This window comes from Priestia sp. BR_2 (genome assembly GCF_041954005.1).
Lineage (GTDB): Bacteria > Bacillota > Bacilli > Paenibacillales > Paenibacillaceae > Paenibacillus_AQ > Paenibacillus_AQ lautus_A.
In genome coordinates this window covers 40733-53079 of record NZ_JAVFHM010000328.1, presented here as the reverse complement: position 1 = coordinate 53079, position 12347 = coordinate 40733, and the positions used below count along the sequence as shown (strand labels likewise).

The 12347-nt window shown below is 51.5% G+C and carries 9 protein-coding genes; 7 read left to right on the top strand and 2 right to left on the bottom strand.

From position 1 onward, the window contains the following. Window positions 1–80 precede the first annotated feature (80 nt). The 4 genes from RB298_RS28365 (at window position 81) to bcbE (ending at window position 7169) form a co-directional block, all read left to right on the top strand. Entirely contained in the window at window positions 81–1139 is a 1059-nt protein-coding gene (locus RB298_RS28365) for an FUSC family protein (RefSeq protein WP_015736402.1), read from the top strand. A 293-nt stretch (window positions 1140–1432) separates the two neighbouring features. Continuing rightward, window positions 1433–3763: an RNA polymerase recycling motor HelD gene (helD, locus tag RB298_RS28360; protein ID WP_213579223.1), complete on the top strand. Its 2331-nt coding sequence runs from the start codon at window positions 1433–1435 to the stop codon at window positions 3761–3763. A gap of 312 nt (window positions 3764–4075) precedes the next feature. Further along, window positions 4076–5779, top strand: coding sequence for a methyl-accepting chemotaxis protein (locus tag RB298_RS28355; RefSeq protein ID WP_096776742.1), 1704 nt, complete (start codon window positions 4076–4078; stop codon window positions 5777–5779). Window positions 5780–5864: 85 nt separating this feature from the next. Then, window positions 5865–7169: a bacillibactin exporter BcbE gene (gene bcbE / locus RB298_RS28350; RefSeq protein WP_486049788.1), complete on the top strand. Its 1305-nt coding sequence runs from the start codon at window positions 5865–5867 to the stop codon at window positions 7167–7169. A 108-nt stretch (window positions 7170–7277) separates the two neighbouring features. On the opposite strand, the gene RB298_RS28345 is transcribed toward bcbE, so the two are convergent. Together RB298_RS28345 and RB298_RS28340 are read right to left on the bottom strand one after the other, a co-directional pair. Further along, the gene (locus tag RB298_RS28345) at window positions 7278–8516 is read right to left on the bottom strand and encodes an MFS transporter (protein ID WP_486049686.1); all 1239 of its coding nucleotides are present in this window, start codon (window positions 8514–8516) and stop codon (window positions 7278–7280) included. Beyond that, the gene (locus tag RB298_RS28340) at window positions 8509–8973 is read right to left on the bottom strand and encodes a MarR family winged helix-turn-helix transcriptional regulator (RefSeq protein ID WP_036663997.1); all 465 of its coding nucleotides are present in this window, start codon (window positions 8971–8973) and stop codon (window positions 8509–8511) included. Before RB298_RS28340 ends, RB298_RS28345 begins: the two co-directional genes overlap by 8 nt. A gap of 222 nt (window positions 8974–9195) precedes the next feature. Between RB298_RS28340 and RB298_RS28335 the strand changes: the two genes are divergently transcribed. The 3 genes from RB298_RS28335 to RB298_RS28325 all read left to right on the top strand — a co-directional run bounded on the left by RB298_RS28335 (window position 9196) and on the right by RB298_RS28325 (window position 12303). Next, window positions 9196–9933 carry a glycerophosphodiester phosphodiesterase gene (locus RB298_RS28335; protein WP_096776738.1) on the top strand — a complete coding sequence of 246 codons (738 nt, stop codon included), beginning with the start codon at window positions 9196–9198 and terminating at the stop codon, window positions 9931–9933. A gap of 4 nt (window positions 9934–9937) precedes the next feature. After that, window positions 9938–11146 (top strand): SLC45 family MFS transporter, encoded by a 1209-nt coding sequence (locus tag RB298_RS28330; protein WP_096776737.1) that lies wholly within the window; start codon window positions 9938–9940, stop codon window positions 11144–11146. A 146-nt stretch (window positions 11147–11292) separates the two neighbouring features. Further along, window positions 11293–12303 (top strand): LacI family DNA-binding transcriptional regulator, encoded by a 1011-nt coding sequence (locus RB298_RS28325; RefSeq protein WP_015736394.1) that lies wholly within the window; start codon window positions 11293–11295, stop codon window positions 12301–12303. Window positions 12304–12347: the final 44 nt, after the last annotated feature.

The window sequence follows — 12347 nt, the reverse complement described above, 5'->3', positions numbered from 1 at the left end:
AATAGCGGTTCAAACGGAGGAGTATGTATCATGGTGTGTAGGCATAGACGTGAAATTGGGTTGCGTAAGGAGGGCTGTCCGTGGCGTTTGGAGCAAGAATGTTCAAAACCGGCCTAGCCGTGACGCTGGCTCTTTATTTAGCCATGCTGTTTGACTTTAAATCACCTGTCGTAGCCGCCATCGCCGCGATTTTCGCGATGCAGCCATCGATATACAGGTCGTGGAGATATTTTCTGGACCAGCTGCAGACCAGTACGCTCGGTGCGATTCTGGCCATGCTCGGAGGGTATTTTTTATCGAATCAACCGATTTCCGTCGGTTTGGTCTGTATTCTAGTGATCATGATTTGCATGAAGCTGAAAATGGGCGAGACCATCGGACTTACGCTTGTTACGGTCATATCCGTGATGGAAGCTTCCGGACAATGGGACTTTGCCCTCAATCGCTTTATTCTGACGATTATCGGCATCATATCTGCATTCCTCATCAATATTCTTGTGTTTCCACCGAAACCGAAGGAACAGTACATCACGCGGATTCATATTGTATTTGGCAAAATGTCGCTGCTGCTGCGCACGGCGATCTCCCATGAAATGAAGGATTCGGTCTACCGTGCGGAGAAGAAAGAACTGGAATCGGCCATCAAATCGTTGTCCGACAAATACAATTTGTTTGAGGAAGAGCAGAAGAAGCTGAAGCGGGCGAAATACAGTCAAGCAAGACAGCTCGTGGTGTATAAGCAGCTGCTCCAATCCCTTCGCAAGGGGTATGAAGTGCTGGATGCCGTGGAGAACCACTATTTCCAGGCGGATCGATCCGATGAAATCGACGAACAGTTTGATCACAATCTGGAGCGGTTAATGAAGTACCATGAGCATATTTTGTGGAAATTCGAAGATAAACTTAAGCCGAACGAGGATGAGGCCGAGACCATGGCGGAGAACAATGAAGCTTTCATGGAGCAGGTGATGTGCGGGCCCGGCTCAAATCCCGGCGGACTCCGGCTGGCGGTGGTGGCCGCCTCCATGTACGACTACGGCTATCAGCTTGACCGGTTGAATCGGGTGGCGGATCAAATCAGCCGAGTCGTGGATGATAAGGAGCAAGAGGATGCCATGTTCTCGTGGCTGCGAAAATAAGGGAGCTCGCCATGAGGATGCCGATCAAGATTTCACATTTGATCGGCTGTTTTTATACATCTCAGCAAGCAGCAAGTTTGGCATTTGAGGCTCGGGAATGGTATGGTATATGAACATAAAAAAAACCGCCCCGGCGGGTCGGTTACTGAAATTCCATGTTGAATTATGTACGGCAGCTTGCTATAATTAACAATGCTTTGTCATTAAATTATTGAGATGTGGTTAGAATATCACAATTGTATTTTATCACGATTAACTAACGCTGTCAACCGGTATATTAGGGGGATGAACAAATGGCTATCAGCGATCAAGATTGGAAAGAGGAACAGGCGCGGGTAACGGAAGTAACAGCAAAAATCGGAAATAAAATATCCCAGCTGGAAGCGAGCGTCGGCGATATCCGTGAAGTCGTCATTGACATGCGGAAGGACTTCTGGGACGAAGTTACGGTAAACTTCAGCAACCCGGACGATTTGGGCGAAACGTCCACCAACCTGAGACAGCAGTCGCAGGTGCTCGCCGAACGCGAGCATGCTCATCTGCAGTCCAGCAAGCTGCTTAAAAAGTACAGGAAGCTGGTGGAATCCCCATACTTCGGACGCATTGACTTTCAGGAGGATGGAACTGCGGAGACCGAAACCATTTATTTGGGAACAGGTTCTTTTTTGGACGAAAAGATGGAGACGTTTCTGGTTTACGACTGGCGCGCACCCATCTCTAGCCTGTATTACGACGGTGCGCCGGGCCCTGCCCAATATGAGACGCCTTCGGGTACGGTCAAGGGCGAAATGCTGCTTAAGCGCCAATTCGTCATCCATAACGGCGAGATCAAGGTGCTGTTCGATACCGGCGTGACCATCGGAGATGAACTGCTGCAGCAGGTGCTCAGCCATAGCGCGGATGACCGCATGAAGAGTATCGTGGCTACGATTCAGAAGGAACAAAACGCGGTCATCCGAAATGACAAAACCCGCATGCTGATCGTGCAGGGGGCTGCCGGAAGCGGAAAGACCTCGGCTGCACTGCAAAGGGTGGCTTATCTGCTGTACAAGTACCGGGAGACGCTCCGGGCCGACCAGATGATCCTGTTCTCCCCGAATCCCCTGTTCAACAGCTATGTGTCCACGGTGCTTCCCGAGCTCGGCGAGGACAATATGCAGCAGACGACCTTCCAGTCCTATCTGGAGCACCGGCTCGGTAAGGAGTTTGATCTCGAAGACGTGTTCACTCAGACGGAAACCCTGTTGAACGCGGATGATTCGCCGCGTTACCGGGCACGCTTGGAGAGCATATCGTATAAATCCTCGGGGGCTTATCTGGACACCATCAGACGATACAAGGAGCTGCTGGAAAAGGGAGGCATGCTCTTTAAGCCGGTCGTATTCCAGGGGAAGGTGATTGTCAGCTCGGAGGAGATGGCATCGCAGTTCTATGGCTATGATTCGGCGGTTAAGCTTGCTGGCCGCATTGATCTGATGAAGGAATGGATGCTTAAGCGCCTGTCGGAGTTTGCCCAGACCGAGAAAGATGCCCCGTGGGTAGAGGAGCAAATCCAGCTGCTGGATACGGAGGATTACCAACGGGCCTTTCAAACGATGAGACGCAAGCAAAACCGGAAGGCAGACACGTTTGACGATTTCGATAAGGAAAAAGACGTCCTTGCGAAAATGGTGGTCAGCAGCCGGCTCAAGCCGCTTCGACGTTGGATCAAGCGGTTCCGGTATGTGGACGTCAAGGGTATGTACCGTAAATTGTACACGGACGAATCCTTATTCCGCCGGGCGGCGGGAAATTTGGAGACGCTCCCGGAACATTGGGATGAAATATGCAATCTTACCGTTGCGTCCCTGGACGACAAAGCATTGCTTTACGAAGACGCCACGCCGTTTCTCTATTTGAAGGAACTGCTGCAAGGGTTCCGTACCAATACGTCGATACGCCATGTCATCGTCGATGAAGTTCAGGATTATTCCGCATTTCAGCTGGAGTTCCTGAAGCGTTTGTTCCCGCGGGCCAAAATGACGGTGCTGGGGGACCTCAACCAAGCCATTTATGCTCATGGAGAGGCACTCGGAAGCTTGGAGAATCTGGTGAGTCTGTATGGCGAAGAGGATACGGAGGTCATTAATCTGACCCAAAGCTACCGGTCGACGTATGAAATCGTTAACTTCACGCGACAAATGATACCGGGCGGGGAGCGGATCGTTCCTTTCAACCGGCAAGGCGAAGCTCCTCGAGTCGTTCGGGTGAACGATGAAGAAGAACTTCATGGCGCGATCGTATCCGATATCCGCGAGCTTCATGAGCAGGGATTCCAATACGTTGCGGTGATCTGCCGGACAGAAGAGGAGAGCAGGCGCGTACATCAGCAGCTGTCGGCGGATATCTCCGCCCGCTTGATCACCAAAACCACGCCGGCCTTTGAAAAGGGAACGCTGGTGGTTCCCGCCTACTTGGCCAAAGGCGTGGAGTTTGACGCGGTGATTATCTATAACGGCGCCGAGGACGTGTACCACCGGGAAAGCGATCGTAAGCTGTTCTATACGGCATGTACGCGTGCCATGCATAAACTGCATGTCTATCATATCGGGGAGAAGAGTCACTTTATCTCCGATCAAGCTTAAAGGAAAAAGGTCTGCCTGAGCCCGTCTCAGGCGGGCCTCTTTTTGCATGATGACTATATGAAAGACAAACCCGTTTTCATAGCGGAGGTAAAAAATGGAATGTAGTATTGTAAGTAATTTATGGCATTTGTTATACCATAAGGAGGGAGTTATCCAAAATTTATCAACATTTGACCGGTGATTAATAAATTTTTTTCAATTATTTTCGAGTTAAGCGATTTCACGGTAGTCCTGCCTATTCACTCTTGACACAAATTTGACGAAAAAAGGAATGGGGGTATATTACTTATATCAAAGGTCGGGTGCTTGCGGATGAAGATAAAAACAAAATTAATTCTTTCGTCTACGATACTTGCGACGGTTACGGCGGTTATCGTAATCATTGCGTTTATCACATCGAATATGACGGAGAAGAGGTTCAGCAAGATTATTGAAGAGGACCAGAAGGTCATTTATAACCTGACGCAATTGGAGACCCTGTTGACTGGCGTTTCCAATGATGAGCGGGGCTACTTATTGACCGGTGATTCGACCTTTGCAGATTCATTGAAATCGAAACAGGAGTCCGTCGTCAAACTCATGGCCGAAACCAAAGGCTTAATGACGGCAGAAGAAGACCAGAAGGTATTTAACGAGATTGAAGCCGGTTATGTCGTATACTCCGAGGCCATTGCCGAGGTATTGAACAAATTGGGGTATGACACCGGTTTTTACAAGGCGGTCCCTTTCCGGGTGTACGAAGCTGCCTTTAACAAGGAGCGGGAAGTGCGCAAGTCATTTAGCGAGCTGATCGCAAAGTTTACGGTACATAAAAATGAAACCCTGGCGAAGCAGGCTGATCAGATTGCGGCCAGCAGCCGGTTTCAGAATTTGATCATCATGCTGATCGGAGCGGCCGCCGTCGTTTATTTTGCCATACAGGGCTATCTCCTGACCCGTTCGATCCGTCCGTTGAACCAGATGAGCAGTCAGCTTCTGAAGATTGCCGAAGGCGGGGGTGATCTGGTTACCCGATTACACATTACAACGAAAGATGAAATCAGGGATGTAGCCGATGCTTATAATAAATTGGTCGATGGCTTCAGGGAGCTGGTCGTCCAAGTGCAGGATACTGCAGGTAAAGTGGGTATCGCTGCTTCGACGCTGCATTCGACGACAGAGGAAATCCGTCAAGCCTCCCACCAAACGTCCGGGATTATGGAAGAGCTGGCTGCCGGGGTAGAGAACCAGCTGCAGGATACGGAGGAAACGACGGCGACCGTTACGGATATGGCGGAAGGCATGAAGCATATCGCGCTTGCAGCCCAAGACGTTTCCGGGCTGGCGGCAGCGGCGAACAAGCTTGCGGCTGAAGGGGAACAGGCACTTGTACAAACGCTAACCCAGATGGAAGGCATCCGTACCAGCGTGGACCAATCTGCGCAATCCGTGCGTGCGCTCGGAGAGAAGGCCTCCAACATCGGGGCGATGGGACAGATCATCATCGAAATTGCGGAGCAGACCTCACTGCTTGCCTTGAATGCCTCCATTGAGGCCGCTCGGGCTGGCGAGCATGGCAGAGGTTTTGCGGTCGTCGCCGCAGAGGTCCGGAATTTGGCTGATCAGGCATCGAACTCCTCCGTCGAAATCAGACAGTTCGTTCACGAGCTGCAGCAAGACATCGTGAATCTGGCCGGCGTGATGGAACAGGGAACCCGCGAAGTAACCGAAGGCATGAACGTGGCGCAAGGAGCCGAGCGAGCCTTTAAGGAAATCGAGCAGTCGGTCGGCGAATTGAACGGGCAGATTCAAAGCGTCACCGCTGCAACCGAACAGATGAATTCGGGAGCCGGGGAGCTCGTTCACGCGATCCGTCGAATCCAGGAGGTCACGGAGACGACGGCAGGCGGTACGCAAAGCGTCAGTGCCGCAACGGAAGAGCAGCTGGCGTCCATGGAAGAAATCACAAATTCCGTTGAAGATCTTAACGTGATGTCTGGCAAGCTTCGTCAGTTGATGTCCGGCTTTAAAGTATGATTAAGGAAAAATTGCATATGGGAAAAAACGGCCACCTTGCCGTCATGCATATTCTGGGCGAAAGAACCTACAATATGGATGACAGATAACGCAAAGGTGGTCTTCTCTCATGGAAAACAAGAAATGGGATCTGGTTGCCCTAGCATCCATACCACTCATAATGACGTTAGGCAATTCCATGCTGATTCCCATTTTGCCGCAAATTTCCAAAGTTTTAGGGATCAGCTCCTTCAAAGTGAGTATGCTGATAACTGTGTATGCTGTTTTAGCCATCTTGCTGATTCCGATCGCCGGGTATTTGTCGGATCGGTATGGAAGAAAGAAGATCATCATCCCGAGCTTGATTATTGCGGCGTTAGGCGGAGCTGTGTCCGCGGTAGCTGCCTGGCTGCTAAGCGGGACAGGGGCGTATTATGTCATATTAGCCGGCCGGTTTCTACAGGGAATCGGCGCAGCGGGGGCTTTCCCGATCGTCATCCCGCTTGTCGGCGACATGTTCAAAGAGGAAGAAGAGGTTAGCAAAAGCCTGGGAATCATCGAAACCTCCAACACGTTCGGTAAGGTTGTCAGTCCGATATTGGGTGCGCTGCTGGGAAGCTTCATCTGGTTCTTGCCCTTCATATCGATTCCGGTTCTATGCCTGATTTCACTCGTGCTGGTCATTTTTCTCGTGAAGACGCCAAAGTCGAATAACAATGATAAACAATCCCTTCGTGAGTTTTTGAAAAAAACCAAGGGGGTTTTGCATGAGAAGGGAAGATGGCTGTATGCGATATTCGCCATCGGCGGCATCGCAATGTTTGGCGTGTTCGGCGTTCTTTTTTATTTGTCGGAGACGCTGGAAAGCACTTACAAATTACATGGCGTAGTAAAAGGATTGGTGCTTGCAATTCCACTGGCTTTATTATGCCTATCTTCTTATTTAGCCGGTAAATTTACGGGCAAAAACAAAGCGGCAAAGAAGTGGACCGGTTTCGCCGGCATGGTTATTTTGACGGCTTCCCTGATCGTCACCGGCTTTAGCGAACAGATCTATTTTGTCGTCGGAATGATGACGCTTGGCGGTATCGGGATCGGCATGGTGCTGCCGTGCATGGATACGCTGCTGACGGAAGGCGTGGAGAAGGAGCAGCGCGGCACCATCACCTCGCTTTACAGCAGCATGCGTTTTATCGGGGTATCGCTGGGGCCGCCGGTCGTTTCTCTCCTGCTGGGCGCGAACCACTGGGTGATGTTTGGCACGCTGGCAGCCGTGGCGGCTGTAGGCGGCCTGCTTACGTTATTCGCGGTGAAGCCGGAGGCAAAAGAAGACGATTCCGGAGGGAATTCATACCGGGTCGATTTCAAGAAACCGCAAGGATTGAAAAAGAAAGGTCTTGTCCATAAATAATGGACAAGACCTTTTCTCATATGCCGGGTCCGTTTGGATGGCCGATCCCTTTCCTTGTGGCTAAGCATCATCCCGGCTGACGAAGCTTTTTCGTTATCACTTTGTTCGTTAACCTGCCACGGTAGCCTCGGTGTCCTCGACTGCCGTGGTGGATTGGGAACGCGACTTGCCGGCTGCCTGCATGATGATATAAATCAGGATCAACAGCACGAGCGCAATCGCCGAGTATCGGTACATGATGGCATAGGATGTGGATTTGGCGATGGCGCCGAGCGCGATCGAGCCGATGGCCACGCCGAAATCCAGGGAGTTGAAGAACATGCCGTTGGCCATGCCGCGCTGCAGCGGATGAACCTCCTGAATCATCCAGGTCTGGATGGACGGCTGCATCGCCCCAAAGCCTATGCCGTAGCACAGCGCCGATAACAGCATGGATCCCGTCGATGTGGCGAAGGTAAGCAGGAGCAAGCCGGATACCATCAGAATCGCAGCGGGTATAACAAGCGCCTTATGTCCGTACCGGTCATAAATTCTGCCGGAGAACGGCCGTACGAGAATGATGGCAATGGCGTTGAACAAGAAAAAATACTGGGGATTCCGGAGGTGAGCCTCCGCTCCGAACAATGCCATGAAGCTCAGCAATCCGCCGTACGTAATCGACATCAAAAAGTTGAGGACGCTGGGAAGGATCAGCTTTTTGTTGAAGGAGGCCTTCGGTTTATCCTCAACTAGGGGTTGAACCGCTGCAGGGCGCTCCGCGTTCCGTTTAGCCGCTCTTGATGTCAGGAGGTAGGCGAGAGGGAAGATCAGAAGGTTGATGAAGACCGTGATGAACACGAGCGGAGTGAAACCGCCGCTTTGCAGCAGCGTCAAACCGATCATGGGACCGATCGACATGGCAAGCGTAGTGGATAGCCCAAAATACCCCATGCCCTCGCCCAAGCGTTTGATTGGAATGACATCCGATGCCATGGTTGGAAACGAGGTGCTTGTCATCCCAAAGCCGATGCCGAACAATATGCGCATCAGCAGCAGGAAGGCTATGCCGCTCGCCCAGTAATAACCGAGCGTGGCTGCCAGGGAAATCAGCAGCCCGACGTACAGCAGCAGCCTCAGCTTTCCTTTTTCCAGCGCTTTGCTTGATACGAAGCGGGACGCGATCGCACTGAAGGCGAACAGGCTGGTTATGAGGCTCACCTGCAAGGGGCTTGCCGTGAACGCCTCCTTGGCGTATGCGGGCAGCGTGGTCAGCATCATCTGCAGGGTCAGGAACAGAAAAAGGTTGCTGACCATCAACGTGATGAATTCTTTGGTCCATAGCGGTTGTTTCGTGTTGATATCATTCATGTGGAACATCTCTCCTGTTGTTGTGTAAGTTGTGTATGTTGGCATTGATGCGCGAGAGTGTGTCCCAGAACATCTCCAATTGCTTCTCGTCAATGCCCTCGATTAATTGGCTTCCGCATTGACTTTCGATGGCTGTGGTCGCTTCAATCAGTTCCTTGCCTGTATCTGTCAAAAAGAGCTGAAAAGCTCTTCGGTCGTTAACCGATACGGCTTTGCGAGTGTATCCTTTTTTCTCGAGCAGGTCCAGAATACGGGTTGTCGTGGGTTGGTCTTTGTCCGCTTTGGCGGCAACTTCCTTCTGATTCAGGCCCTCGTGCTCGCCGATGTGGTACAGAACCAGCCATTGCTCGGGGGTGATGTCATAGGGCTTCAGGGCATTGGCAAACAATTGGGATGCGCGCCGATAGGTGTAACCCAGATGAAAACCGATGGAAGGGTTGCGTTTAGGTATTTTCAAGAAAAAGTCACACCTTTCATTTCAGGTTTTCAAAAATACTTGTCTAAACAATTATATGCCTGACATGCAAATTGGTCAATCATTTGAAAAATTAATTAGGACATGACAGGGTTTCATTAACCGATGTGGAATATGAAAAATGGAATGATAACATAGCTCTAACATTTGCGAGCTATATTTATAGTACAAAACCAAAACTTAATCACTCAGGAGGAAGTACAAATGTCACAATTGATCAATTTCGCGCACCGCGGGTCATCGGCCATATGCCCCGAGAATACGATGGCTGCCTTTGCCAAAGGCTTGGAGCAGGGAGCTACCGGGATCGAAACCGACGTCCAAATGACGAAGGACGGAAAGCTGGTATTGATCCATGACGAGAGCGTCGCCCGCACGACGGGGGCCGAGGGGCTTGTCAAGGATTATACATACGACGAGCTGGCCAAGCTGGACGCAGGCTCATGGTTTGGTGCCGATTTCCAAGGCGAACGGATTCCGCTGCTGGAAGAGCTGCTGGAATTAACCCAAAACCGCGGCACGATTGTTAATATCGAGCTGAAGAACGGAACGATCCAATATCCCGAGCTGGAAAAGCGCGTGATTGAGGCTGTAAGGCATTACAACATGGCGGAGCAAATCGTCATTTCGAGCTTCAATCATTATTCCCTGGTGGAATGCAAACTTATTGATCCAGAAATTCGTACCGGGCTGCTGTACGGCGAAGGGCTGTACCAGCCGTGGGAATACGCCAAATTGGCTAAAGCGGATGCCCTGCACGCATACCATCGGGCGGTTCTACCGGAGTGGGTAACGGAAGCGAAGCAGCATGGCGTCGCCTATCATCCGTGGACCGTGAATGACGAGGGACGGATGAAAGAGTTGATGGATGCGGGCGTTGCGGGCATCATTACGGATTATCCGGATGTGCTGAACGGACTGCTGCAAACCAAGGGAGCGTGACTTTGTGAGGAAAACATGGCTGCTGGGATTCGGCTTTTTCAGCATTAGCATTACCTGGGCGCTGTACAATGCGTTTGTGCCCTACTTTCTGGAGGATTACATATCCAGTGTCGCATGGATCGGTTTTTTTATGACGATCGACAATTACTTTGCCTTGTTCTTGCAGCCATGGATTGGAAGCCGAAGCGACCGTACCCACACCCGGTACGGCAGAAGAATGCCTTACCTGCTTATCGGAATGCCGCTAGGCGCTTTGTTTACGGCCATGATTCCGTTTCATAACGGAATGGCGACGTTGTTGTTGTTCATGGTCCTCATGAACCTGGCCATGAGCCTGTATCGTTCGCCAACCGTTTCATTGATGCCGGATATAACGGAAGAGAAGCGGCGCACCAGAGCCAACGGCATCATTAACTTTATGGGCGGCTTGGGGTCCATATTGGCATTTGGCGTGGGCTCGGTGCTTTACAGCGCCCATGCGTCGCTGCCTTTTATTGCAGCTGCCGGCGTAACGCTTGTCTCTTTGTTCATTCTGAAGACGTTCATCCAAGAGAAACGCGACGCTCCGGGCTATCAAGCCCAGACGGCCGCCAGAGCCAAAATTTCCTTTAAAAGCCAAATCAATCGAACGACGGTGCTGCTGCTGGCGGCCATATTCTTCTGGTTCGTGGCGTACCAAGGGGTTGAGACGCTGTTTACGCTGTACGGGAAGAATGAGATGGGGCTGACGGAATCGCAGGCGTCCTTTTCCTTGACGTTTTTTTCGCTCGCCTTCGTTCTGTTTGCGATTCCCAGCGGATGGCTTGGCGGTAAATTCGGGAAGAAACGGCTGATCCTGATCGGCGTCAGCGGGCTGCTGATTGTCTTTGCGCTCGTCCCATGGGTAGAATCGCTGCTGCTGCTTCGCGTACTGCTGACCGTTGGCGGATTGTTTTGGGCCTGCATCAATATCAATTCTTACCCTTTCATCGTATCGACCGGATCGGAGGACAGCATCGGAACGCGGACAGGAATGTACTATTTGGTATCTTCGCTGGCGGCGATATCGTCGCCGCCTCTGCTGGGCAAGCTTATTGACGGAATGGGGTATTCGATCCTGTTTTATTGCGCCGCCGGCAGCATGCTGCTTGCGCTGATCTGCATGCTGATGATTCGGCATCAGGAAACGGATCATTCCGCTAAAGCGCAGAACGCCTCCGCCAGCTTGTCCTAGCCGTTGTCATTTGGAAAACCGGGAGTTTTAGCTCCTGCCCGGATGTGCGGAATAACATTGACGAGTGCCTGCCGGCACAGGTAGAATTTAATACCAGAGAGATGGTTTTAGATTATGTCGGCGAAGGGCAGGAGCTGATTCCAAGGTTGACAACGATTTACGATATTGCGAAGAAAACAGGTTATTCGCCTACGACGGTATCCAAAGTCTTCAACAATTATCCGGACGTCCGGGAAAAGACGAGGGTCAAGATCCTGGAAACCGCGAAGGAAATGGGGTATCTTCCAAACGCCAATGCCAGGTCACTTACGACCAAGCGATCCTGGACTATCGGCATTCTTTTTGTTGAAGCCACGGGAGCCGGAATTCGGCATCCCTATTTTGGAGCCGTCATCGAAAGCTTTAAGAAAATCTCCGTATCCAAAGGGTATGACCTGATGTTCATTTCCAAGGATGTCGGCGGCCGAAGAAGCAGTTACGTGGAGCATTGCAAAATCAGGGGCGTCGACGGCGTTGTGGTCATCCTGTCGAGCAACGATGATCCCGATTTCCAGGAGCTGCTGGATAGCGGCATTCCGTGCGTCATTCTGGATTCGTCACCGGAGCACGTGCATTCGGTTTACTCCGACAATATCGGAGGCAGCATGCTGGCAATCCGGTATTTGCACTCGCTTGGACATCGCAGCATTGCCCATATTTCGGGCGGATTGAATACGTTTGCAGGCGAGCAGCGCCAACATGGCTATGAAACAGCGCTGCGTGAGCTGGATCTGAACCTAAGGGAAGAGTACATAACCGGCAGCGATTTTTACTCCACCGAGAGCGGATACGAAGCCATGAAGAGGCTGCTTGCGCTCGCGGATCGGCCGACAGCCGTTTACGCCGCTGGGGATTTGCTCGCGCTTGGAGCGATTCGAGCCGTGCTGGACCATGGCCTGAGCGTGCCGGGAGACGTGTCGGTCATCGGCTTTGACGATATTGAAATGTCCCGCTACATTACCCCTGCATTAACGACGGTCCGCCAGGATACGGAGCAGCTTGGCAAGGTTGCCGCGGAGATCCTTCTTTCTTCAATCGAAGAGCGGGATACCGCCGTGAAGTCGGTTATGCTGCCAGTCGAATTAATGATCCGGGAGTCCTGCCGCCCGGTCACCTAAGGTGAACCTAAAGAGCAGGGTTCATTTTTAACCCGTTTCGAAAC